The sequence below is a fragment of the Streptacidiphilus neutrinimicus genome (assembly GCF_000787815.1).
Classification (GTDB): Bacteria; Actinomycetota; Actinomycetes; order Streptomycetales; family Streptomycetaceae; genus Streptacidiphilus; species Streptacidiphilus neutrinimicus.
On record NZ_BBPO01000001.1, the window covers coordinates 204,122 to 227,837 of the forward strand.

Here is a 23,716-nt window from a genome sequence, read left to right on the forward strand (position 1 = left end):
GCATAGGGTGGTGGACGGTTCCCCGCGAGGGCGGGGCCGCCCCAGCCTGAGGAGACCCTGCCGCCGTGACCAGTGAGACTGCAAACCCCCTGACCGGCACCGAGGCGGCGGGTTGCTGCCGTCGCCAGCTGCTGCGCGGCGCGGCGGCCGTCGGGATCGCGGGCGCGGGCGTCGCCGTGCTCTCCGCCTGCGGCGGTTCCTCGTCGGGGTCGACCCAGAAGGGCCCGGTAACCCTCGGGCCGACGAGTGACGTGCCGGTCGGCGGCGGCAAGGTCTACCGCTCGGAGCAGGTCGTCGTCACCCAGCCGAGCGCGGGCACGTTCAAGGCGTTCAGCGCGATCTGCACGCACGCGGGGTGCGTCGTCGACGGGGTCGACAACGGCCTGATCACCTGCCCCTGCCACGGCAGCCAGTTCAAGACCACCGACGGCTCGGTCGCCCAGGGCCCGGCCCAGACCGCCCTGCCCTCCATCCCGGTCGCCGTCCAGAACGGCAAGCTGGTCGCGACCCTGAGCTGACGCCCCCAGGCCTCCGGCAGCCCGGGCCAGCCCGTCTGCGGCCACGCCCCTCTCGTCGCCGAGCCACGGCCGGCTCCTCCGGGCGGGAGCCCGAGAGACGGTCCGGGCGGCAACGTCGCGGGGCAGTAGCCGGGCGCGCCTCCGTTGCCCGGCGGTGCCAGGTCTCTCGGGCCGGGCTTGGGCGCAGGAGCGCCCACCTCGTGCGCGGCCCACCTCGTGCGCGGCCCACCCTGTGCGCGGCCCACCTCGTGCGCGGCCCACCCTGTGCGCGGCCCACCTCGTGCGCGGCCCACCTCGTGCGGCGCCCCACCCTGTGCGCGGCCCACCTCGTGCGGCGGCCCACCCTGTGCGCGGCCCACCTCGTGCGCGGCCCACCTCGTGCGCGGCCCACCTCGGGTGGGACTGGCCTCCCGCGGGGCTGACCTTCCGCCGTGGCGGCGGCGCAGCGGGGCGGCGGCACCGCGCGTCCGCGGGTGCGGGTGCGGGTGCGAGCAGCATGCCCGCGTGCCTCTGGGTGCGGCTACGACCGGGGCGGCAGCGTTCCGAGGAGCCGCTCCGCCGTCAGCGCCGCGCTCGTCGCCCCGATGCGGGTGTAGAGGGCGGTGGCCTCACCGAGCTCCGTAGCCGCCCGGGCGGTCTCGCCGAGGGCGGCGTGGCCGCGGCCCAGGCCCTCCAGGGCACGGGCCTCCTCCAGGGGGCTGGGGACGCGGCGGGCCAGGGCCCGTGCCTCCTCGTAGCAGGCGATCGCGGCCTCCGGGCCGGAGACGTCCGAGCGCAGCGCGCCGGTGCTGTTGAGGACTTCGGCCTCGCCGTGGGGGTCGCCGAGGTCCCGGAAGAGGGCCCGCGCCTGGGCCAGCAGCTCCGCCGCCTCCGTCGGGCGGCCCTGCGCGTGCCGGGCCCGGCCGAGGTCGTGGCGGGCGTTCGCCTGGCCGTTGCGGTTGCCGGTGGTCTCGAAGATGGCCAGGGACTGTTCCTGGAGGGCCGCCGCGCAGTCGAAGTCGCCGGCGGCGAAGCGGACCCGGCCGAGGTCCCACTGGGAGCGCGCCACCGCCGACTCCACGGCCATGGCCCGGAACAGGCGCAGCGCACGCTCGAAGAGGTCGGTCGCCGCGTCGAGTTCGCCGAGGTCCCGGTGGACGCGTCCGAGCGTCTGGCAGGCGATGGCCTCGCCGAGCTGGTTGTCGATCCCGCGGAACGCGGCGAGTGCCTGCTCGCCCAGCTCGACCGCCGCCCGCATCTCGCCGCTCAGTTGGCGCACCCGCGCCAGGTCGCACAGGACATGGCCCTCGCCCCAGCGCTTGCCCAGGGCGGCGTAGAGGCGCAGCGCGCGCTCGCCGCGCTCGCCGCCGCGCGTGAGGTCGCCGGTGAGGCGGTAGGCGCGGCCGAGTTGGAAGAGCGTGTTGGCCTGGCCCAGGTCGCTGCCGATCTCGCCGTAGAGCTCCAGGCATCGCTCCAGCAGTGGCGTGGCCGCCGCGTAGTCCCCGCGGTAGATGTGGACGGAGCCGCTCTCGTAGATCGCGTTGGCCTCGCCCAGGCGCGAGGGCAGGGCGCGGTAGAGGGCGAGCGACTCCTCGTGGGCGCGCTGCGCGTCGGCGAAGTCGCCGCGCTGCATGTGGATGCGGCCCAGCTCGGTGAGGCACTCGGCCTGGCCGAGCCGGTCGCCCGAGGCCTCCGCGGCTTCCGCGCACCGCCGAAGGAGCTTGGCCGCGTCGGGCAGCGGGCCCTCCTGGTGCAGCAGCGGCGCCAGGGCCAGGGCCAGGGCGATGCCGCCGCGAAGGCGGTGCTCGAACTGCTCGGACTGCCCGTCGGCGACAGCGGACCGCGCCGAGGCGAGCAGGTTCTCGCGCTCGGCGCGCATCCAGGACAGGGCCGACTCCTCGTCCCAGTCCGGTGCGTTCCTGTCGCTTGGGCGTGTGGTCGCCGTCGCGGCCCGGGGTGAGCGCCGCAGCAGCGCGGCGGCGCGTTCGGCGTTGCGCATGTAGTGGGCCAGGAGCCGGTCGAGCGCCGTCTGGTGCTCGTCCGCCTCCCACTGCCGCGGTTCGCGGCAGTACAGCCGGATCAGGTCGTGGAAGCCGTAGCGGCCGGGGACGTGCTGGATCAGCAGGTTCTGGTCGAGCAGCGAGTCCAGCGACTGCTCGGTGGCGAAGGCGTCCTCGTCGATCAGGGCCGCGGCGGCGGTGGCGTCGACGTCCGCGCCGGGGATCAGGGCGAGCAGGGTGAGCAGGCGCTGCTCGGCTGCGGGCAGCGCGGTGAACGAGGTCGCGAACACCGCGCTGAGACCCCGGTCCTCCGGCGCCTCCGAGGCGTCCACGGACACCGGGGCGTCGCCCGCGTCGCGTGCGTCCCGCCCCTCCAGTCCTTCCGGCCCCTCCGCGGAGGCGGGGCCGTCCGAGGGGGCGGGGCGGTCCGGGCGCGGGCCGTCCGCGTCGGAGCCGCCCAGTTGGTCGAGCCGGGGGAGCCGGTGGTGCTCGTCGCGCAGGCGCTCCACCAGGTCCGTCAGGCGCAGCGATCGGCGCCGGCGCAGCTGCGCGGCCGCGATGCGCAGGGCCAGCGGCACGAAACCGCAGAGCTCGGCCAGTTCCCGCGCCTCCGGCTGTTCCGCGGGGACGCGTTCCGCGCCCGCGACGCGACGCAGCAGGGTCAGCGACTCGGCCTCGCTGAGCACGCCCAGCGACACGGCGTGCGAGTCGTCGAGCCCGGTCAGCCGCTTGCGGCTGGTCACCAGGACGAGACAGCGGGAGGAAGCCGGGAGCAGCGGCCGGATCTGGGCGCTGCTGAGCGCGTTGTCGAGGACGATCAGCGTCCGGGTCCCGGCGAGGCGGTCGCGGAGCTGGACCGCGCGTTCGGCCGGATCCTTGGGAATCGTCTGCGGCGGTACGTCGAGCGAGCGCAGCAGCGCGTCGAGCGCCTCGGCGGTGCTCATCGGGGCGGCGTTGGGCGTCCAACCGCGCAGGTCGAGGAAGAGCTGCCCGTCGGGGAAGTCCCCGCGGACCCGCTGTGCGACGTGGACGGCGAGGGCCGACTTGCCGACCCCGGCCATGCCGTCGACGGCGGCGACCACGGCCCAGCCGGTCTCGTCCCCGTCCACGGCCTGTCGCGCACAGTCGAGCAGGCGCTCGACCTCGGCTTCCCGACCGGTGAACGCGCGTGCCTCGGCTGGGAGTTGGCATCGCGCGGGCGGAGCGGTCGGCGCGCCGCCGGCGGCCCTCGCGGGGGCGGCTTCCGGCGGGGCCGGAACCGGCGGCGCCTCCTCGGCGAGGGCCTGGAGGTAGACCTCCTGCACCGCCGCGCCCGGATCGACGCCCAACTCCTCGCTCAGGCGCAGCCGCAGGCGGCCGTAGACGTCGAGTGCCTCCGCCCGGCGCCCGTCGCGCAGCAGCGCGGTCATCAGGTCGCGCTGCAGCTCCTCCGCCAGCGGGTGCTCCGCGGCCCAGCTGGTCAGTTCGGGGATGAGGTCGTGGTGGCGTCCCGAGTGCAGCTCGGCGGCGGCTCGCCAGGAGCGCAGCTGGAGCCGGGAGTTCTCCAGCGCATGCTGGAAGGTGTCGGCGGCGTCCGCCTCGGCGAGCGCCGGCAGGTCCTCCAACAGCCGTCCACGCCAGAGCCGCAGGGCGAGTGACGCCTCGCTGCTGACGGCCTCCCAGTCGCGGCCCAGCCGGGCAAGGCGCGCGCGCTCGGCCCGGCGTTGGAACTCCTCGAGGTCCAACTCGCCGGGCTCGACCCGGATCAGGTAGCCGGAGGGGGTGGTGCGGATGCGCTCCTGCTCGGCCGGGCCGAACAGGCCGCGCAGCCGGGCGACATGGTTCTGCAGCGAGGCGCGCGCGGTCGGCGGCACGGCGTCGCCCCACAGCGCGTCGAGCAGGCCGTGCGTCGGCACTGTCTCGTTGGCGCGCAGCAGCAGCGCGCCGAGCAGCAGCCGTCCCTTGGGCGAGGTCAGCGGCACCGTGCCCGCCGTACTCTCGACCATGAGCGGCCCGAGCAGCCCGAATCGCATCTCCCACCCCTCACCTCGCCCGGCGACCTGGTGCGCGCAACGGGAGGCGCGAAGGATGCTAACAGTCCGGTTCGACTGCGGCCGACCCGCGCCCAACTGCGGTTTCGCATCCGGGGGCGTGGACTGTTGGTGATCCGTTGGCGTGTGCGTGGAATATTCCGTTATCGGCTCGGCCGACGGTCCGGGGGGAGCGTCGGCCGGCCAGACGGGGGCATGGGCGTGACTCGACGTCACCGTGGCACCGAAGCGGGGGGATCGCCGGGATCTCGGTGCTCGCTCCGGGGCGTCGGAACGCCGCCGCACGGGCTCGGATCGGGGGATACGAGCCCGTGCGGCTGAGTGCTCCGTGCAGGCCGGACAGCGCGGTTCGCACTGTCCGGCCTGCACGTGCGTGACGTGCCCGACCAGCCGCGCTACTCGACGATCGCCTCGACCGCGCCCGCCGCCACCGTGCGGCCACCCTCGCGGACCGCGAAGCCGAGCCCCGGCTCCAGCGGCACGGCCTGACCGAGCGTCACCGTCATCCGCACCGTCTCGCCAGGCAGCGCGACGGCCACGTCCTGCGGCAGCAGCACGTCGCCGACGACGTCACCGGTCCGCAGGTAGAACTGCGGGCGGTAGCCGCTGGTGATGGGCGTGCGGCGGCCGCCGTCCGCCCCGGACAGCAGGTGCACGCGGGCGGTGAACACCCGGTGCACCGAGGCGCTCCCCGCCGAGGCCACGACCATGCCGCGCCGGACCTGGCCGCGCTGGACGCCGCGCAGCAGCAGAGCGACGTTGTCGCCCGCCTCGGCGCTCTCCATGGTGCGGCCGAAGGTCTCCACCCCGGTGACGACGGAGGCGAGCTCCGAGCCGTAGCCGAGGACGTCGACCCGGTCGCCCACGCGCACGGTGCCGCGCTCGACCGCGCCGGTCACCACCGTGCCGCGGCCGGTGATGGTCAGCACGTTCTCGACCGGCATCAGGAACGGCGCGTCGGTGTACCGGACGGGCGTGGGCACGTACGCGTCCACGGCGTCCAGCAGCCCCAGCAGCGCCGCCGACCAGACCGGGTCGCCCTCCAGCGCCCGCAGCCCGGACACCCGCACGACCGGCAGCCCCGCACCGTCGTAGCCGTGGGCGGTGAGCAGCTCGCGCACCTCCAGCTCGACCAGGTCCAGCAGCTCCGGGTCGCCGGCGTCGGCCTTGTTCAGCGCGACGACGACGTGCTCGACGCCGACCTGGCGGGCCAGCAGCACGTGCTCGGAGGTCTGCGGCATCACGCCGTCCTGCGCGGAGACCACGAGGATGGCGCCGTCCAGCTGGGCCGCGCCGGTGATCATGTTCTTCACGAAGTCGGCGTGGCCGGGCATGTCCACGTGGGCGTAGTGCCGGGTGGCCGTCTCGTACTCGACGTGCGCGATGTTGATGGTGATGCCGCGGGCGGCCTCCTCCGGGGCGCGGTCGATCCGGTCGAACGGCACGAAGGCGGCCCCGCCGTGCTCGGCCAGCACCTTGGTGATGGCGGCCGTCAGCGTGGTCTTGCCGTGGTCGACGTGACCCATGGTGCCGATGTTGAGGTGCGGCTTGGTCCGCACGAAGGCCTGCTTGGCCATGACGCTTCTCTTCTCCGGGAGTTCGCTCCTGACGGGACCTCAAGGGCGGGGCCGACCTTCCCCGGCAGAGGTCCCGGGGGATCGACCCGGGGAAGGTCAGCTTCGCGCGCCGCCGAACGCGGCGGCACCGGCGAGTGCCCGTGCGCATGCGTCTGCGTGTGCGGCGGTCGCCGCCGTCAGGGCAGCAGCCATCGCGCCCGCGACTGCGGGGAACTGGGCGATGGCGACCGGGAACATGCGCACCATCGTGCCGTCCGGCGACGGCTCCCCGCCAACGGTTTTCGGCGTGGCTATTCTGAGGACATGACCTACCAGGGCGACGAGGAGCGCGAGATCCTGCGCCTGTGGGACGAGCTGGAACTGCCGGGCGGCGCCTGGGCGGAGCTGCTCGACTCGCAGATCGTGATGCAGGCGAACCCCACGCACCTGCACGACGTCCCCGGCCGGGTCTTCGTACGCACGACCCCCGAGCCGTTCCAGGCGTTCTCGGAACGCGGGATCGACATCGGCCCCACCGACAAGCCCCGGCCCGACGTAGCGATCGCCCACGGTGACGACATCCCGGAGGACGTTCGCGACTGGCCGGCCGCGATCGTCCGGGCGGTGGTCGAGACGGTGAGTGCGGGGCGCGGCGCGGCCAAGCGCGACTACGAGGACAAGCGTGCGGCGTACGAGCGCGCGGGCATCCCGGTCTATGTGATCGTCGACCCGCGCGACGGCACCTGGCTGGTCCTGCGTCTCGTCGACGGCGTCTACGCCGAGCACGCCCAGGGCGTCTTCGGGCAGCCCATCCCGCTGCCCGAACCGCTCGGCTTCCCCATTCCCACGGTGGCCTTCCGCCCGTACCCGGCCTGAGGACTCCCTGCGCCCGGACCAAGCCGGGACCAAGCCCGGACCAAGCCGGGACCAAGCCCGGACCAAGCCCGGACCAAGCCCGGACCAAGCCCGGACGAAGCCGGGACGGAGATCGCACACGGGACGCGACTCCGTCGTCACTCCTGGTCGGTACGGTAGGACCCATGGCCGACCCCTCCACCTACCGTCCCGCGCCGGGGCAGATTCCGGACTCACCCGGGGTCTACAAGTTCCGCGACGCCGACTCGCGCGTGATCTACGTCGGCAAGGCCAAGAGCCTGCGCCAGCGCCTGTCGAGCTACTTCCAGGATCTGGCGAACCTGCACCCGCGCACACGCACGATGGTGACGACGGCCGCGTCCGTGGAGTGGACCGTGGTCGGCACCGAGGTCGAGGCGCTCCAGCTGGAGTACACCTGGATCAAGGAGTTCGACCCGCGCTTCAATGTGAAGTACCGGGACGACAAGAGCTACCCGTTCCTCGCCGTCACCATGAACGAGGAGTTCCCGCGCGTGCAGGTGATGCGCGGGTCGAAGAAGAAGGGCGTGCGGTACTTCGGGCCCTACGGGCACGCCTGGGCGATCCGCGAGACGGTCGACCTGATGCTGCGCGTCTTCCCCGTCCGCACCTGCTCGGCCGGGGTGTTCAAGCGGGCTGAGCAGATCGGGCGGCCCTGCCTGCTCGGCTACATCGGCAAGTGCTCCGCGCCCTGCGTCGGGCGGATCTCCCCCGAGGAGCACCGCGAACTCGCCGAGGAGTTCTGCGACTTCATGGCCGGTCACGCCGGCACCTACGTCAAGCGCCTGGAAGCACAGATGCGCGAGGCGGCCATGGAGATGGAGTACGAGAAGGCCGCCCGGCTGCGCGACGACATAGAGGCGCTCAAACGCGCGATGGAGAAGAACGCCGTCGTGCTCGGCGACGGCACCGACGCCGACCTGTTCGCCCTGGCCGAGGACGAACTCGAGGCGGCCGTGCAGATCTTCCACGTCCGCGGCGGCCGGGTGCGCGGGCAGCGCGGCTGGGTGACGGACAAGGTCGAGCAGATCGACACCGCGTCCCTGGTCGAGCACGCGCTGCTGCAGCTCTACGGGGAGGAGCGCGGGGAGGGCGTCCCGCGCGAGGTGCTGGTGCCGGCGCTGCCGGAGCCGGTCGAGCCGGTGCTGACCTGGCTCGCGGAGCGGCGCGGCAGCAGGGTGGACCTGCGGGTGCCGCAGCGCGGCGACAAGCGCGAGCTGATGACGACGGTGGAGCGCAACGCGGCGCAGGCGCTCGCCCTGCACAAGACCAAGCGGGCCGCCGACCTCACCACCCGCAGCGTCGCCCTGCAGGAGATCGCGGACGCGCTCGGGCTGGAGACCGCGCCGCTGCGGATCGAGTGCTACGACATCTCCCACCTCCAGGGCCAGGACGTGGTCGCGTCCATGGTCGTCTTCGAGGACGGGCTGGCCCGCAAGTCCGAGTACCGGCGCTTCTCGATCAAGGGCTTCGAGGGCCAGGACGATGTCCGCTCCATGCGCGAGGTGATCACCCGCCGCTTCCGGCACCAGGAGCAGGCCCCGGCCAAGGACGAAGAGACGGGCAGGGCCCGGCGCTTCGCCTACCCGCCGCAGCTGATCGTCGTCGACGGCGGCCAGCCGCAGGTCGCCGCGGCGCAGCAGGCGCTGATGGAGGCGGGTGTCACCGATGTGGCACTCTGTGGCTTGGCCAAGCGCCTGGAGGAGGTCTGGCTGCCGGACGAGGACGACCCGGTGGTCCTGCCCCGCTCCAGCGAGGGGCTCTACCTGCTGCAGCGCGTGCGCGACGAGGCGCACCGCTTCGCCATCGCCTACCAGCGGCAGAAGCGGGGCAGGCGCGCCACGAGCAGCGCTCTCGACTCCGTTCCCGGCCTCGGGGAGTCCAGGCGTCAGGCGCTGCTGAAGCACTTCGGCTCGCTGAAGAAGCTGAAGGCGGCGACGATCGAGGAGATCTGCGAGGTTCCCGGCGTGGGGCGTCGTACGGCGGAGGCCGTTGCCGCAGCGTTGGCCTCGCGTACACCGAGTGCTCCGGCGGTGAACATGGCGACGGGCGAGATTATGGAAGAGTCGGACATCATGGGCGTCACTCCTGGGAGTCTTGTCACTCCGGAGGGTGATGAGGGGAAGCCCTAGACGACCACGCGCGTTGTTTGTACTGATTGACCGAAAGCGGGGAGAAAGAAGTGAGTACGCCTGAGAGGCTGGTGGAGACCGAGCCGCAGGACAGTTCCGAGGTGCCCGAGCTGGTGATCATCTCCGGGATGTCGGGGGCCGGCCGCAGCACCGCCGCGAAGTGTCTGGAGGACCTCGGCTGGTTCGTCGTCGACAACCTGCCGCCGGCGTTGATACCGACCATGGTCGACCTCGGCGCGCGCTCGCAGGGCGCGGTGGCCCGGATAAGCGCCGTCGTGGACGTGCGCGGGCGCAGCTTCTTCGACGACCTGCGCACGGCCCTGGACGATCTGGAGAAGGGCGGCGTGCGCCTGCGCGTCGTCTTCCTGGAGGCGTCCGAGGACGCGCTGGTCCGCCGCTTCGAGAACGTCCGCCGTCCACACCCGCTCCAGGGCGATGGCCGGATCGTCGACGGCATCGAGCGCGAGCGCGAGCTGCTGCGCGAGCTGCGCGGCGAGGCGGATCTCGTGATCGACACCTCCAACCTGAACGTGCACGAGCTGCGCGCCAAGATGGACGCGCACTTCGCCGACGACGCCGAGCCTGAGCTGCGGGCCACCGTCATGTCCTTCGGCTTCAAGTACGGCCTGCCCGTCGACGCCGACCTGGTCGTGGACTGCCGCTTCCTGCCGAACCCGCACTGGGTCCCGGAGCTGCGTGCCCACACCGGCACCGACGAGGAGGTCGCCCGCTACGTCTTCGACCAGCCGGGCGCCAAGGAGTTCCTCAACGGCTACGCGGAGCTGCTGCGGATCGTCACCGAGGGCTACCGCCGCGAGGGCAAGCGCTATATGACGATTGCCGTAGGCTGCACCGGAGGAAAGCACCGCAGTGTGGCGATGTCGGAACGGCTGGCCAAGCGCCTGATCGCCGACGGCCTGGAGACGGTGCTCGTCCACCGGGACATGGGGCGTGAGTGACGAGGCGGCGGCACGGGCGGTAACCGGGTCGCCTCTCGCCACGCTGAGGCGATAGGGGCGCGGGTTGGCGGGAACCTACGGCGGCGCGGCCGGCGGGCCGGGCGGAGCGTTCCGAGCGGCACGTCGCCGTGACAGACGGGCCCCGCGGATCGTCGCGCTCGGCGGCGGACAGGGGCTCTCCGCCTCGCTGCGCGCCCTGCGGCGGCTCACCGACGAGCTGACCGCGGTGGTCACCGTCGCGGACGACGGCGGCTCCAGCGGCCGGCTCCGCGACGAGCTGGGGGTTCTCCCGCCCGGCGACCTGCGCAAGGCCCTCGCGGCGCTGTGCGGCGACGACGAGTGGGGCCGCACCTGGTCCGAGGTCATCCAGCACCGCTTCCAGAGCGACGGCGAGCTGCACGGTCATGCTCTGGGCAACCTGCTGATCGTCGCGCTGTGGGAGAAGCTGGGCGACCCGGTCGCCGCGCTGGAGTGGGTCGGCCGACTGCTGGGCGCGCACGGCCGGGTGCTGCCGATGTCGGCCGTCCCGCTGCACATCGAGGCGACCGTGCGGGGTCTCGACCCGGCGGAGCCCGATGGGGTGAGCATCGTCCACGGTCAGGCCGAGGTCGCCGTGACGCCGGGTACGGTGGAGGCGATCAGGCTGCTGCCCGAGGATCCGCCCGCGGTCCCGGAGGCGGTGGAGGCGGTGCACGCCGCGGACTGGGTCGTGCTCGGCCCCGGTTCCTGGTTCACGAGCGTGCTGCCGCATCTGATGGTCCCTCAGCTGCGCGACGCGGTGGCCGGGACGCCGGCCCGCAAGGTGCTGGCGCTCAACCTGGTCGCCCAGCCCGGCGAGACCGAGGGCTTCTCGCCGCAGCGGCACCTGGAGGTCTTCCTGGAGCACGCCGGCGGCGTAGAGCTGGACTTCGTCCTCGCGGACTCCGCGGCGGTGGGCGCCGTCGCGGACTGCGAGGCACTGCGGGACGCGGCCAAGCGCCTCGGCGCCGAGCTCGTCCTGGCGCCCGTCGCGGCGAGCGACGGCGCGCGACACGACCCGGAGCTTCTGGCCGCCGCGTACGACCGGATCTTCAGAACGCATGGAAGGATCGCGCCATGGCGATGACGGCAGCTGTGAAGGACGAAATCAGTCGGCTTCCCGTCACCCGGGCTTGCTGCCGCAAGGCAGAGGTGTCGGCGATCCTCCGCTTCGCGGGCGGTCTGCACATCGTGAGCGGACGCATCGTGATCGAGGCCGAGCTGGACACCGGGGTAGCGGCAAGGCGGCTGCGCAAGGACCTGCTGGAGATCTTCGGACACTCCTCGGACCTGGTGGTGATGGCCCCCGGCGGGCTGCGCCGCGGCAGCCGGTACGTGGTGCGGGTGGTCAAGGACGGCGATCTGCTGGCGCGGCAGACGGGTCTGGTGGACGGGCGCGGGCGCCCGATCCGGGGTCTCCCCCCGGCGGTGGTCTCGGGCGCGACGTGCGACGCGGAAGCGGCGTGGCGTGGCGCGTTCCTCGCGCACGGCTCCCTGACGGAGCCGGGCCGGTCCTCGTCGCTGGAGATCACCTGCCCGGGTTCGGAGGCGGCGCTGGCGCTGGTCGGCGCGGCGCGCCGGCTCGGCATCCCCGCGAAGGCGCGCGAGGTCCGCGGCGTGGACCGGGTCGTCATTCGCGACGGTGATGCGATCGGCGCGTTGTTGACGCGCCTGGGCGCGCACGAGTCGGTCCTGGCCTGGGAGGAGCGGCGCATGCGCCGCGAGGTCCGGGCGACGGCGAACCGGCTGGCGAACTTCGACGACGCGAACCTGCGCCGGTCCGCCCGGGCCGCGGTGGCCGCGGGCGCACGGGTGCAGCGCGCGCTGGAGATCCTCGGGGACGACGTCCCGGAGCACCTCGCCGCCGCCGGGCGCCTGCGCATGGAGCACAAGCAGGCATCCCTGGAGGAGCTCGGCTCCCTCGCCGACCCGCCGCTGACGAAGGACGCGGTCGCCGGCCGCATCCGCCGCCTGCTGGCCATGGCCGACAAGCGCGCGAGCGAACTGGGCCTGCCGAACACGGAGCAGAGCCTGACGGAGGAGATGGTGGCCGGCTAGCGCGCCGGTCAGGGGCTCGGCCCCCTCGGGAGTCGCCTGGTGCACCAGCGGGTGCGCCAGGCGACTGTTGTTTGACGCGCCCACTGCTCCTGTCCTCTGGCTCACCGCGGCCGCCATCGGCCGCGAACTGCACTCCGCCGCCCTGGACGAGTTCCGGCGCAGCCGGCACACGGGCCTCTTCCAGTACACGGGCGTCTTCGTCACCGGCATCGCGCTCTACCTGATGCACCGCTTCGGCGCCGACCTGCTGCTGTGGCTGCTGCCCGGCTTCGCGTGGCTGCCGCCCGCGGTCGGCAGTGGATCATCCGCCGCGATCCGCAACTGTCTGTACTGCCAAAACTCACCTGTCCACAAGCCGGGCGGATGTGCTCAAGAACACCTTGCGGAGGTAGGGTCGTAACCGGTCGGGGACATCCCAAAATTTCCAGCTCGTCGGCCGGCGAAGGCCGACGTACCAGCGAGGAGATCGGTTCGTGACGATCCGGGTAGGCATCAACGGTTTTGGCCGAATCGGCCGCAACTACTTCCGAGCGATCGCGTCCCAGGGCGCCGACATCGAGATCGTCGGTGTCAACGACCTGACCGACACCAAGACCCTGGCGCACCTGCTGAAGTACGACTCGACCCTGGGTACCTTCCACGCCGAGGTCACTCACACGGATGACACCATCACTGTCGATGGCAAGACCTTCAAGGTCACCGCGGAGCGCGACCCCGCCAACCTGCCCTGGCGCGAGCTGGGTGCGGACATCGTGATCGAGTCCACCGGCCACTTCACCAAGGCCGAGGCTGCGAAGAAGCACCTCGAGGCCGGCGCCAAGAAGGTCCTCATCTCCGCCCCGGCCTCGGGCGAGGACATCACCATCGTCATGGGCGTCAACGACGACAAGCTCGACGTGGCCGCGCAGGACATCATCTCCAACGCCTCCTGCACCACCAACTGCGTGGCGCCGCTGGCGAAGGTGCTGCACGAGGCCTTCGGGATCGTCACCGGCTTCATGACGACCGTGCACGCGTACACCAACGACCAGGTCACGCTGGACTTCCCGCACAAGGACCTGCGTCGTGCCCGGGCCGCCGCGCTCAGCATCATCCCGACGTCGACCGGCGCCGCGAAGGCCACCGCGCTGGTGCTGCCGGAGCTCAAGGGCAAGCTGGACGGCACCTCGTTGCGCGTCCCGGTGCCGACGGGCTCGATCACCGACCTGGTGGTGACCCTGCAGCGCGAGGTCACCAAGGACGAGGTCAACGCCGCCTACCAGAAGGCTTCCGAGGGGCAGTTGAAGGGCATCCTCGCCTACAACGAGGACCCGATCGTCTCCCGCGACATCGTCAACTCGCCGTACTCCTGCATCTTCGACGCGCCGCTGACCATGGTCCAGGGCAACCAGGTCAAGGTCTTCGGCTGGTACGACAACGAGTGGGGCTACTCCAACCGCCTGGTCGACCTGACCGTCGCGGTCGGCAACCAGCTCTGACGAGCGAGGACGACGGGTAAGCCAGTGTGAGGCGGACAGGGTCCGGGCGATATCGTCCGGACCCTGTGTGCGTGCGCTGCACCCATTCACCGAGAATTGCCCACGCCCCCGAGAACCAGAAGAGGGATTCAGCCCGACCATGCAGACCATCGACGACCTGATCGCCGGCCCCGGTGTCGCCGGCAAGCGCGTCTTCGTCCGCGCCGACCTGAACGTGCCGATGTCGGACGGCCTGATCACCGACGACGGCCGCATCCGAGCCGTGCTGCCCACCATCGTGAAGCTGGTCGAGGCAGACGCCAAGGTGATCGTCGCCTCGCACCTGGGCCGCCCGAAGGGCGAGCCCGACCCGAAGTTCTCCCTGCTCCAGGCCGCCGAGCGGCTCGCCGAGCTGCTCGGCAAGCCGGTCGCTTTCGCCCAGGACACCGTCGGCCCGGCCGCTCACGACGCCGTGAAGGGCCTGGAGCCCGGCCAGGTGGCCGTGATCGAGAACCTGCGCTTCAACCCCGGCGAGACCAGCAAGGACGACGCCGAGCGCGGCGAGTTCGCCGACCAGCTCGCAGCCCTCGCCGACCTCTACGTCGGCGACGGCTTCGGCGCCGTGCACCGCAAGCACGCGTCGGTCTACGACCTGCCCGCCCGCCTGCCGCACGCGGCCGGCCTGCTGATCGGCACCGAGGTGGGCGTCCTCGAGCGCCTCACCGAGGACGTCCAGCGCCCGTACGTCGTCGTGCTCGGCGGCGCCAAGGTCTCCGACAAGCTGGCCGTGATCGACAACCTGCTCGGCAAGGCGGACCGGATCCTGGTCGGCGGCGGCATGATGTTCACCTTCCTCGCGGCCCAGGGCCGCGAGGTCGGCAGCTCGCTGCTGCAGGAGGACCAGATCCCGGCCGTCCGGGATTACCTGGCCCGTGCCGAGCGCGAGGGCGTGGAGTTCGTGCTTCCCGTCGACGCGCGCGTCTCCGGCAGCTTCCCCGACCTGAAGGCCAAGGCCCCGGTCGAGGACGTCGAGATCGTCGGCGTCGACGCGATGCCCGCGGGCAAGATGGGCCTGGACATCGGCCCGAAGACCGAGGAACTGTTCGCGGCCAAGCTGGCCGACGCGAAGACGGTCTTCTGGAACGGTCCGATGGGCGTCTTCGAGCACCCGGCCTTCGCCGACGGCACCCGCGCCGTCGCGCAGGGCCTGATCGACTCCGACGCCTTCACCGTCGTCGGCGGCGGCGACTCGGCCGCGGCCGTGCGCACCCTCGGCTTCGACGAGTCGAAGTTCGGCCACATCTCCACGGGTGGCGGCGCCAGCCTGGAGTACCTCGAAGGCAAGACCCTGCCGGGTCTGGCCGCACTGGAGAAGTGAGCACCACAGACATGACTGACGCTGTTCGCAAGCCGCTGATGGCCGGCAACTGGAAGATGAACCTCAACCACCTCGAGGCCATCGCCCACACCCAGAAGCTCGCCTTCGCCCTCAACGACAAGGACTACGACGCGGTGGAGGTGGCGGTGCTGACGCCGTTCACCGACCTGCGCTCGGTGCAGACCCTGGTCGACGGCGACAAGCTGAAGATCAAGTACGGCTCCCAGGACATCTCCGCGCACGACGCCGGGGCCTACACGGGCGAGATCTCCGGCCCGATGTTGGCCAAGCTGAAGTGCACCTACGCGGTGATCGGCCACTCCGAGCGCCGGCAGTACCACGCCGAGAACGAGGAACTGGTCAACGCCAAGGTCAAGGCGGCGTTCCGGAACGGCATCACGCCGATCCTCTGCGTCGGCGAGGGACTGGACGTCCGCAAGGCCGGCGAGCAGGTCGCCTACACGCTCGCGCAGGTCGACGGCGCGCTCGCCGACGTCACCGCCGAGCAGGTCGCCACGATCGTCATCGCCTACGAGCCCGTCTGGGCCATCGGCACCGGCGAGGTGGCCACGCCCGAGGACGCGCAGGAGGTCTGCGGCGCGATCCGCGCCCGCCTGGCCGAGCTGTACAGCCAGGAGGTCGCGGACGCCGTCCGCGTCCTGTACGGCGGCTCCGTCAAGGGCAGCAACGCGGCCGGCATCATGGCCAAGCCCGACGTGGACGGCGCGCTGGTCGGCGGGGCCTCGCTGGACGCGGAGGAGTTCGTCCGGATCGTCCGCTACCGGGACCAGGCGGTCTCGTAACCGACGCCATCCGTTGCAGTATCCGCGACCGCTTTCCCGTAGGCTGTCGCACGCCTAAGGTGGTAGGGCTCGGGTGTGACGCCCGGGCCCTGCTGCCAGCAGTCCCGCATCCCGAAAGATAGGTCCGGCTGTGATCCTCGGTTTCTCCATCGCGCTGATCTTCTTCAGCGTGATGATGGTCATCCTGGTCCTGCTCCACAAGGGCAAGGGCGGCGGCCTGTCCGACATGTTCGGTGGAGGCATGTCCTCCACGGGTGGTGGTTCGGCGGTGGCCGAGCGCAACCTGGACCGCATCACCATCTTCATGGGCGTCGGCTGGTTCGTCTGCATCATCGTCCTGTCGCTGCTGATGAAGGCCAAGAACGGCTGAGTTCCAGCAGCCCAGCGGGGTGAAGTCAGGACTTCTGACGGAGCGTCGCCTCCACGCCTATCATGGTGACAGTCGTCACCGACACGGGTGTGGGGCGACGCTTATGCGTTCCGTACACTAGGACGACTTCGGCCGGGGCGAGCGGCCGGGACGACTTTCGCAGCACCGCACCATCACGCAGGGAGTCAGACCGTGGCAAGTGGCAACGCCATCCGTGGCAGCAGGGTCGGGGCCGGCCCGATGGGAGAGGCCGAGCGCGGCGAGTCCGCCCCGCGGCTCCGAATCTCCTTCTGGTGCGCCAACGGGCACGAGACGAAGCCCAGCTTCGCCTCCGACGCCCAGATCCCGGACACCTGGGACTGCCCGCGCTGCGGCTTCCCGGCCGGCCAGGACGAGGAGAACCCGCCCGCGCCGCCGCGTACGGAGCCGTACAAGACCCACCTCGCCTACGTGCGCGAGCGCCGCAGCGACGCCGACGGCGAGGCGATCCTGGCCGAGGCCCTGGCCAAGCTCCGCGGCGAGATCTGACCGGTGCCCGCGAGCCTTCTTTGACGGGATGTCACATCCCTTGGGGGGAGGGCCTCTTGTTGGTGCACCTACAATCTTCTGGTGGCTGCCGACGCGCTTCCGACGACTTCGTGGGCCGTGCTCGGTCTGCTCTCCTTCGGGCGGGAGCTGACGGGCTACGAGCTGAAGAAATGGGCTGAGCAGACGCTCGCTCACTTCTACTGGAGCCCTTCGTCCAGCGACGTCTACCGGGAGTTGTTCCGCCTCGAGGCGGCGGGATACGTCGCCGTGGACACTCTTCCGGGCGAACTGGGTGCGAGGCGTCGTTACCGGCTCACTCCCTCCGGTGAGGACGCGCTCCGCGGGTGGGTCGCCCGCGCGCCGCTCCCGGCCGCGTTCCGCCTCTGGCTGGGCCACCTCCAGGATCCGGCCCGCCTGCGCGAGTCCCTGCGTGCCGCCCGCGCCGTCGCGGACAAGCTCCGGGCTCACGCCGAGGCCGACGCCCTCAGCCTCTCCGACAGCCCCGAGCTGTCCTACGCCGCCCACGCCCTCCGCCTCGCCGCCCGCGCCCACGCCGCGGAGCGTGACCGCCTCGACGCGGCCCTCGCCGACCTGGACCTCCAGGACCGCCCCTCTGACTGAGCCCCGCCGTGCAGCCCCGCCGTGCGCCCCCGCCGTGCAGCCCGGCCGTGCGCTCAGCGGCCGGCTGTTCTCTGGACGGAGCCGATCGGGAGGACCGCGACGGCGTGCCGGAGCTGCGGGCGCAGATTCTCGTCGAGCGGAACTGGTGGTGCCTCGACGATCCCGCCGCCGCGTCGGCGGCGGTCGCCGCACTGCCGGAGGGATCGCCGCAGGCGGCCTTCCTCGGCGCGCAACTCGCCTACACTCGCCTGCTGTTCGGCCTGGACGCGGAGGCGGGCGACCAGGCGACGGCCGAGGCGGGGTTCTCGGCCGCCGCGGGGGATCCGGCCACGGCCGGCTGGGGGACGTTCTGGCTCGGCGTGCTGCGCCAGAACATCGCCGACGACGACGCGGCCGCGCGGCCGTACTTCGACGAGAGCCTGAGACGCTGCCGCGGGGGGCGGCGACCTGCTGCTCGAGTCCTACGTCGTGCGCCATCTCTCCGGCTACGAGCCGGATCCGGTGCCCCTGCTGCGTCGTTCACTGCACCTGCGCGCGGCGCTCGGCGCCCGGCCGCAGGTCGCGGCGGCGCAGATGTCGCTCTGGCAGGAGCTGCCCGAGGGGCCCGAGCGCGAGCTGCTGCGGGAGGGGGCGCTCTCGACTGCGCAGGAGCTCGGGCTGACCTGGATGCTGAAGTTCCTTGGCTGACCCGCGGTCAGGGCGCCACCGGATCCGGCTCGCGCGCAGTCTCCCCAGCCGCGGTCCCTCCAGCCGCCGTCCCTCCAGCCGCCTCCTCGGCGGCCGTCGTCGGCCGCGCCGCCGCGTTGCGCCGACGGCGCCGGGCCAACGGGAAGTACAGCAGCGTGGACCCGCCCACGGCGAACAGGCAGTAGGTCACCGCCTGCGTGCCGTTCTGCACGTACTGCTGCCAGGCCGCCCACGCGCACACGCCCGTCAGGCTCAGCGTGATGAGGGAGAGCGCGAGCGCGCCGCCGGGGACACGGTACGGGCGCTCCAGCTCCGGCTCCCGGACCCGCAGCGCGATCAGCGCCGCGACCTGGAGCAGCAGGGAGATGTTGGTCAGGAAGACGTCCACGACGATCAGGTTGCTGAAGCTGCTGAGGCAGAACAGCGCGTAGATCACCGAGGAGCCCACGATGGAGACCACCGGCACCTGACGCCGCGCGCTGCGCCGGGCGACCCACCGCGGGAAGTAGCCGTCCTCCGCCAGGACGAAGGGCAGGCGGGCGTTGGAGGCCAGGAGCGCGGAGAACATCGCCACCGAGGCGAACATGCCGCCGACGGTGACGGTGATCTGCAGCCAGGGCCCGGCGAGGGCCTGGGCGACGTCCGAGAAGGAGCCGCTGTCCCAGTTCCTCCACCCGGCCGGGCCGTTCGCGCCGACGGAGAGGGAGGCGAGCGCGGGCACCAGGTAGCCGACGGCGATGAGTGCGACGGAGACGGCGAGGGCCTTGGGCAGGTGCCTGCGCGGGTTCTCCATCTCGCCGGCGACGGTCGAGACGCTGTCCCAGCCGCTGTAGTTCCACATGGCGAGGAAGAGCCCGGAGCCGAAGGCGTTCCCCATCGACTGGTCCGGCGCGCTCGTCATCGCCCCGACAGGGTCGGCGCCGTGGCTCAGCAGGTGGGCGAAGCCGACGACGCTGAGCAGCAGCATCGGGGTGAGGCAGACGATCGCGAACAGCACCGAGGAGTCGCCGACCCAGGCCGCGCCCATCAGGTTGACCAGTGTGAAGACCGCGATGACGGCGAGACAGATGAACCAGTTCAGGTCGAAGGCGAAGTGGCCGACGGTGAACAGCACGTGCCTGCCGGGAGCGACCCAGGCGGCCATGGACTGCAGGTAGCTGGTGAACAGCACCGGATAGACCGCCATGTCGACAAAGCTGCACAGCCAGCGCAGCACGCCCTGTTGGAAGCCCCAGAAGTCGCCGAGGCCGCGGCGGACCCAGTGGTAGAAGCCGCCGTCCACGGGGATCGCCGTGCCGAGCTCCGCGCAGACCAAGGCGTGCGGGATGCTGTAGATCAGCGGCGTCAGCAGGATCAGCAGCAGGCCCATCCCGGGGCCGGAGGTGGAGAAGAGCCCCTCGATGCCGTAGGCCCCGCCGGAGACGCTGAAGAAGATCAGCGCCACCAGGGGCATCAGCTTCACCCGGCGGGGCGAGGGCAGAGACGTCACGGCCGGAACTGCGGCGGTCGGCGGCATCGCCACCCCGATCTAGCAAGTGTCGAACAGAGGAGCGGAAGGATTATCTCCGCGTTTCCGCTGGTCGGGACAGTTGGCAGCCCGTCAGTCGTCCGTACGCATCTGTGACACCCTGTCGGTCGGCCGCCACATCGTCGGGATCTCCGGCGCGTTCGGCGGGAGGGCGAGGCGTCCGGTGACGGCGAAGCCGAAGTGCTCGTAGAGCGGCACGTTCGCCAGGTTGCTGGACTCCAGGTAGGCGGGCAGTCCGGCCGCGTCCGAGCGCTCCAGCCCGGCCCGCAGCAGCGCGGCGCCGACGCCGCGGCCCTGGACGTCGGGCTCCACGCCGAGGATGTACAGGTACCAGTGCGGCTCGCACGGGTGCGCCTTCCAGCAGGCCGACTGGAAGGCGCCGCCGTACCCGATCCGTCGGCCGTACCCGCGCAGGAAGCCGGGCGCGGTGAGCAGTTGCCGGCTCAGCGGGTCCCGCCAGTGGTGCGGCGGCAGCCAGACCGCACCGCCCAGGATCGTTCCCGCGCCGTCCTCGGCCAGCTGCACCGTGTCGTGCCGCAGCGCCTCGAACCGCAGGATGGTGTCGAAGATCCGCTCGATCCGCCGCAGCCGGTCCCGCTGGTCCGGCAGCGACCACAGGAACTGCGGATCCTCGTAGAACGCGCGTGCCAAGACGCGCACGAGTTCGCCCAGGTCTCCCGCCGTCACCTGACGTACCGTCACCTCATCCATGGGGGAGCAGTCTAGGCCGGGAACGCCGAACGGGGACCGGTCGGAACCGGTCCCTGTTCGGTCACAGGTCGTCAGGGTCGTGCGCTTGAGTTGCGAGGGCGAAAAAGGCCGCCTCCCGGGAACGGGAGGCGGCCTTTGTGCCGGAGCCCTACGCCACGTCCGGCGGGTAGAGCTGGGGTGGGATCTTGGACGCGGCCGCGCGGTCCAGGAGCCAGAGGGTGCGGCTGCGGCCGGTCGCGCCCGAGGCCGGCGCCTGGACGGGGCCGGGGCCGGAGAGGGCGAGGGCGACGGCGTCGGCCTTGTCGTCACCGGCGGCCAGCAGCCAGACCTCGCGGGCGTTGCGGATCGCCGGGAGGGTGAGCGAGACGCGGGTCGGCGGCGGCTTGGGCGCGCCGCGGACGCCGACGACCGTCAGCTCGGTCTCCCGCACACCCGGGTGCTCGGGGAAGAGCGAGGCCACGTGCGTGTCCGGCCCGACGCCCAGCAGCAGCACGTCGAAGCTCGGGACCGCCACCCGGTCGTGCGGCGAGGCGGCCTTGGCGAGCTCCGCCGCGTACGCGGCGGCCGCCCCCTCGGCGTCGTCGCCGAACGCGCCGCCGGAGGCCGGCATCGGGTGCACCCGCGCCGGGTCCAGCGGCACCGCGTCGAGCAGCTCCTCGCGGGCCTGGGTGTAGTTGCGCTCCGGGTCTCCCTCCGGCAGGAACCGCTCGTCGCCCCACCACAGGTCCAGCCGGGACCAGTCGATGGCGTCCCTGGCGGGGGAGGAGGCGACGGCCGCGAGCAGCGCGTTGCCGTTCCGGCCACCCGTCAGCACCACCGAGGCGGAACCACGGGCGGACTGGGCGTCCACGATCCGCGTGATCAGCCGTGCCGCCGCGGCAAGGGCCATCAGCTCCTTGTCGCGGTGGACGACCAGCTGCGGCGTCACTTCCTGGTCCGTGAGGGCGAAGCGGTCTTCTTGGCTGTCTTGGACGGAACGGGAGCGGTGGCCGGCTCCGGGGCCTCGACGACCTCGCGAACGGACGAGGCGGAGTGGAGGTTCTCCACGCCGTAGCGCACCGCCGACGCGTAGATCAGGTCCGGGTCGAGGCGGCGCAGCTCCTCGGCGATGAGCTCCGAGGTCTCGCGCCGCTTGAGCGCCACCATCCGGTCCGGCTGGCCCGGCATCGACAGCTTGGCCAACAGGCCGTCGGGACGGTCCAGGCAGACGTCGCCGTCCACGGTGTGCATCCGCACCGCCGTGATGCCCGGGCCCTCGCTGACCTTGCGCTCGACCTTGATCTTCAGCCGTTCCGCCAGCCACAGGGCCAGCAGCTCGGTCGAGGGGTTGTCCGACTCGCCCTCGACCGTCGCCGAGTCGACCTGGACGTGCTTCTGGTCCAGGGCCGCGGCCAGCATCGAACGCCACGGGGTGATCCGGGTCCAGGCCAGGTCGGTGTCGCCGGGCGCGTAGGACGCGGCCCGCGTGGCCAGCTGCTCGACCGGGCTCTCCGCCGCGACGGCGTCGGTGATCCGGCGTTGGGCCAGCGTGCCCAGCGGGTCCTTCTCGGGGTTGACCGGCGCGTTCTCCGGCCACCAGACGACGACCGGGGCGTCCGGCAGCAGCAGCGGCAGCACGACCGACTGCGCCTGCGCGGCCAGCTCGCCGTGGAGGCGGAGCACGACCGTCTCGCCGGTTCCCGAGTCGGAGCCGACCCGGACCTCGGCGTCCAGACGCGCCTGGGACCGCGCCCGCGGCGAACGCCCCGGGCGCTTGATGACGGCCAGGATGCGCGAGGGGTGCTCGCGCGAGGCGTCGGAGGCTGCCTTGAGCGCGTCGTAGGCGCTGCCCTCGTCGGTGACGATCACGAGCGTCAGCACCATGCCGACGGTCGCCGTGCCGATCGCCCGGCGGGCGTCGATCAACGTCGCGTTGATCTTGCTGGAGGTGGTGTCGGTGAGATCGATCTTCATGGCCGGCGCCAGCTCCTGCCGTCTCGTGCGAGCATCTCGTCCGCCTCGGCCGGGCCCCAGGTGCCGGCCTCGTACTGTGCGGGCTTGCCGTGGGCGTCCCAGTACTTCTCGATCGGGTCCAGGATCCGCCAGGACTCCTCGACCTCCTGATGGCGCGGGAACAGGTTGGCGTCCCCGAGCAGCACGTCCAGGATCAGCCGCTCGTAGGCCTCCGGGCTGGACTCGGTGAAGGACTCGCCGTAGGCGAAGTCCATCGTCACGTCCCGGACCTCCATCGACGTGCCCGGCACCTTCGAGCCGAAGCGCACCGTCACGCCCTCGTCCGGCTGGACGCGGATGACCAGCGCGTTCTGGCCCAGCTCCTCCGTCGCCGCGGCGTCGAAGGGCAGGTAGGGGGCCCGCTGGAAGACGACCGCGATCTCGGTGACGCGGCGGCCCAGCCGCTTGCCGGTGCGCAGGTAGAACGGCACACCCGCCCAGCGGCGGTTGTTGATCTCCAGCTTGATCGCGGCGAAGGTGTCGGTCTTGGACTTGGGGTTGATCCCCTCCTCCTCGAGGTAGCCCGGCACCTCCTCGCCGCCCTGCCAGCCGTGCGCGTACTGTGCCCGCACGGTGTGCTTGCCCAGGTCGTCGGGGATCTTGACCGAGGTCAGCACCTTGAGCTTCTCCGCCACCAGCGCCTTGGGATGGAAGGAGGCGGGCTCCTCCATCGCCGTCAGCGCCATCAGCTGGAGCAGGTGGTTCTGGATGACGTCCCGGGCGGCGCCGATGCCGTCGTAGTACCCGGCGCGGCCGCCGATGCCGATGTCCTCGGCCATGGTGATCTGCACGTGGTCGACGTAGCCGCGGTTCCAGATCGGCTCGAACATCGCGTTGGCGAAACGCAGCGCCAGGATGTTCTGGACCGTCTCCTTGCCGAGGTAGTGGTCGATCCGGAAGACCTCGTCACGCGGGAAGACCTCGTGCACGACCTTGTTCAGCTCCTGGGCGGAGGCGAGGTCGTGGCCGAAGGGCTTCTCGATGACGGCACGGCGCCAGGAGCCCTTGGGCGGGTCCGCCAGGCCGTGGGCCTTGAGCTGCTGGACCACCTGCGGGAAGAACTTCGGCGGGACGGACAGGTAGAAGGCGAAGTTGCCGCCCGTGCCCTGCGCCTTGTCCAGCTCCTCGATGGTCTCGCGCAGCTTGTCGAAGGCCTGGTCGTCGACGAACTCGCCCTGGACGAAGCGCATGCCCTTGGCCAGCTGCTGCCAGACCTCCTCGCGGAAGGGCGTGCGCGAGTGCTCCTTGACGGAGTCGTGCACGACCTGGGCGAAGTCCTCGTCCTCCCAGTCGCGGCGGGCGAAGCCGACGAGCGAGAAGCCCGGCGGCAGCAGGCCGCGGTTGGCCAGGTCGTAGATGGCCGGCATCAGCTTCTTGCGGGACAGGTCGCCCGTGACTCCGAAGATGACCAGGCCCGACGGCCCCGCGATACGCGGGAGCCGTCGGTCCGCCGGGTCACGCAGCGGGTTGATCCACACATTGGTCTCGCCGAAGTTC

At 72.0% G+C, this 23,716-nt stretch carries 21 protein-coding genes; 14 read left to right on the forward strand and 7 right to left on the reverse strand.

Going from position 1 to position 23,716, the window contains the following annotated elements; genetic code table 11:
- The first annotated feature begins 65 nt into the window (after window positions 1-65).
- Window positions 66-518, forward strand: a complete 453-nt coding sequence (locus TR48_RS00885; RefSeq protein WP_152627731.1) for a Rieske (2Fe-2S) protein — start codon at window positions 66-68, stop codon at window positions 516-518.
- Between the two features lie 520 nt (window positions 519-1,038).
- Here the strand turns inward: TR48_RS00885 and TR48_RS38505 are convergent.
- Complete coding sequence (locus TR48_RS38505; RefSeq protein ID WP_052442307.1) at window positions 1,039-4,509, reverse strand: AfsR/SARP family transcriptional regulator; 3,471 nt, start codon at window positions 4,507-4,509, stop codon at window positions 1,039-1,041.
- Window positions 4,510-4,922: 413 nt separating this feature from the next.
- Window positions 4,923-6,104, reverse strand: a complete 1,182-nt coding sequence (gene tuf / locus TR48_RS00900; RefSeq protein WP_042363802.1) for an elongation factor Tu — start codon at window positions 6,102-6,104, stop codon at window positions 4,923-4,925.
- Between the two features lie 303 nt (window positions 6,105-6,407).
- Here tuf and TR48_RS00905 point away from each other — a divergent pair, with 303 nt between their 5' ends.
- The 13 genes from TR48_RS00905 (at window position 6,408) to TR48_RS00965 (ending at window position 17,988) form a co-directional block, all read left to right on the forward strand.
- Window positions 6,408-6,959 carry a Uma2 family endonuclease gene (locus TR48_RS00905; RefSeq protein WP_042363803.1) on the forward strand — a complete coding sequence of 184 codons (552 nt, stop codon included), beginning with the start codon at window positions 6,408-6,410 and terminating at the stop codon, window positions 6,957-6,959.
- 164 nt (window positions 6,960-7,123) lie between these two features.
- On the forward strand, window positions 7,124-9,109 hold the full coding sequence (uvrC, locus tag TR48_RS00910) for an excinuclease ABC subunit UvrC (protein ID WP_042363804.1): 1,986 nt from the start codon (window positions 7,124-7,126) through the stop codon (window positions 9,107-9,109).
- 50 nt (window positions 9,110-9,159) lie between these two features.
- On the forward strand, window positions 9,160-10,068 hold the full coding sequence (gene rapZ / locus TR48_RS00915; RefSeq protein ID WP_268873554.1) for an RNase adapter RapZ: 909 nt from the start codon (window positions 9,160-9,162) through the stop codon (window positions 10,066-10,068).
- Window positions 10,069-10,132: 64 nt separating this feature from the next.
- On the forward strand, window positions 10,133-11,173 hold the full coding sequence (locus tag TR48_RS00920) for a gluconeogenesis factor YvcK family protein (RefSeq protein WP_042363806.1): 1,041 nt from the start codon (window positions 10,133-10,135) through the stop codon (window positions 11,171-11,173).
- Window positions 11,164-12,144, forward strand: a complete 981-nt coding sequence (whiA, locus tag TR48_RS00925) for a DNA-binding protein WhiA (RefSeq protein WP_042363807.1) — start codon at window positions 11,164-11,166, stop codon at window positions 12,142-12,144. Before TR48_RS00920 ends, whiA begins: the two co-directional genes overlap by 10 nt.
- A gap of 67 nt (window positions 12,145-12,211) precedes the next feature.
- Window positions 12,212-12,544: a hypothetical protein gene (locus TR48_RS45090; protein WP_042363808.1), complete on the forward strand. Its 333-nt coding sequence runs from the start codon at window positions 12,212-12,214 to the stop codon at window positions 12,542-12,544.
- Window positions 12,545-12,617: 73 nt separating this feature from the next.
- Window positions 12,618-13,622 carry a type I glyceraldehyde-3-phosphate dehydrogenase gene (gap, locus tag TR48_RS00935; protein WP_042363809.1) on the forward strand — a complete coding sequence of 335 codons (1,005 nt, stop codon included), beginning with the start codon at window positions 12,618-12,620 and terminating at the stop codon, window positions 13,620-13,622.
- Window positions 13,623-13,761: 139 nt separating this feature from the next.
- The gene (locus TR48_RS00940) at window positions 13,762-14,979 is read left to right on the forward strand and encodes a phosphoglycerate kinase (protein ID WP_042363810.1); all 1,218 of its coding nucleotides are present in this window, start codon (window positions 13,762-13,764) and stop codon (window positions 14,977-14,979) included.
- Window positions 14,980-14,990: 11 nt separating this feature from the next.
- Window positions 14,991-15,782: a triose-phosphate isomerase gene (tpiA, locus tag TR48_RS00945; RefSeq protein ID WP_042363811.1), complete on the forward strand. Its 792-nt coding sequence runs from the start codon at window positions 14,991-14,993 to the stop codon at window positions 15,780-15,782.
- 130 nt (window positions 15,783-15,912) lie between these two features.
- Complete coding sequence (gene secG, locus TR48_RS00950; RefSeq protein ID WP_042363812.1) at window positions 15,913-16,152, forward strand: preprotein translocase subunit SecG; 240 nt, start codon at window positions 15,913-15,915, stop codon at window positions 16,150-16,152.
- Between the two features lie 192 nt (window positions 16,153-16,344).
- Window positions 16,345-16,680, forward strand: coding sequence for an RNA polymerase-binding protein RbpA (locus TR48_RS00955; RefSeq protein ID WP_075003839.1), 336 nt, complete (start codon window positions 16,345-16,347; stop codon window positions 16,678-16,680).
- 81 nt (window positions 16,681-16,761) lie between these two features.
- The gene (locus tag TR48_RS00960) at window positions 16,762-17,301 is read left to right on the forward strand and encodes a PadR family transcriptional regulator (RefSeq protein WP_052442308.1); all 540 of its coding nucleotides are present in this window, start codon (window positions 16,762-16,764) and stop codon (window positions 17,299-17,301) included.
- A gap of 468 nt (window positions 17,302-17,769) precedes the next feature.
- A complete protein-coding gene (locus tag TR48_RS00965) occupies window positions 17,770-17,988 on the forward strand; it encodes a hypothetical protein (RefSeq protein ID WP_042363815.1) in 219 nt (72 codons plus the stop codon).
- Window positions 17,989-17,995: 7 nt separating this feature from the next.
- Here the strand turns inward: TR48_RS00965 and TR48_RS00970 are convergent, their stop codons facing one another.
- The 5 genes from TR48_RS00970 to zwf all read right to left on the reverse strand — a co-directional run bounded on the left by TR48_RS00970 (window position 17,996) and on the right by zwf (window position 23,697).
- Window positions 17,996-19,477: an APC family permease gene (locus tag TR48_RS00970; RefSeq protein WP_236651946.1), complete on the reverse strand. Its 1,482-nt coding sequence runs from the start codon at window positions 19,475-19,477 to the stop codon at window positions 17,996-17,998.
- Window positions 19,478-19,588: 111 nt separating this feature from the next.
- A complete protein-coding gene (locus TR48_RS00975; RefSeq protein ID WP_042363816.1) occupies window positions 19,589-20,227 on the reverse strand; it encodes a GNAT family N-acetyltransferase in 639 nt (212 codons plus the stop codon).
- A gap of 148 nt (window positions 20,228-20,375) precedes the next feature.
- The gene (gene pgl, locus TR48_RS00980) at window positions 20,376-21,116 is read right to left on the reverse strand and encodes a 6-phosphogluconolactonase (protein WP_042363924.1); all 741 of its coding nucleotides are present in this window, start codon (window positions 21,114-21,116) and stop codon (window positions 20,376-20,378) included.
- Window positions 21,117-21,151: 35 nt separating this feature from the next.
- Window positions 21,152-22,180, reverse strand: a complete 1,029-nt coding sequence (opcA, locus tag TR48_RS00985; RefSeq protein ID WP_042363817.1) for a glucose-6-phosphate dehydrogenase assembly protein OpcA — start codon at window positions 22,178-22,180, stop codon at window positions 21,152-21,154.
- On the reverse strand, window positions 22,177-23,697 hold the full coding sequence (gene zwf / locus TR48_RS00990; RefSeq protein WP_042363925.1) for a glucose-6-phosphate dehydrogenase: 1,521 nt from the start codon (window positions 23,695-23,697) through the stop codon (window positions 22,177-22,179). The genes opcA and zwf overlap by 4 nt, the downstream gene beginning before the upstream one ends.
- Window positions 23,698-23,716 lie beyond the last annotated feature (19 nt).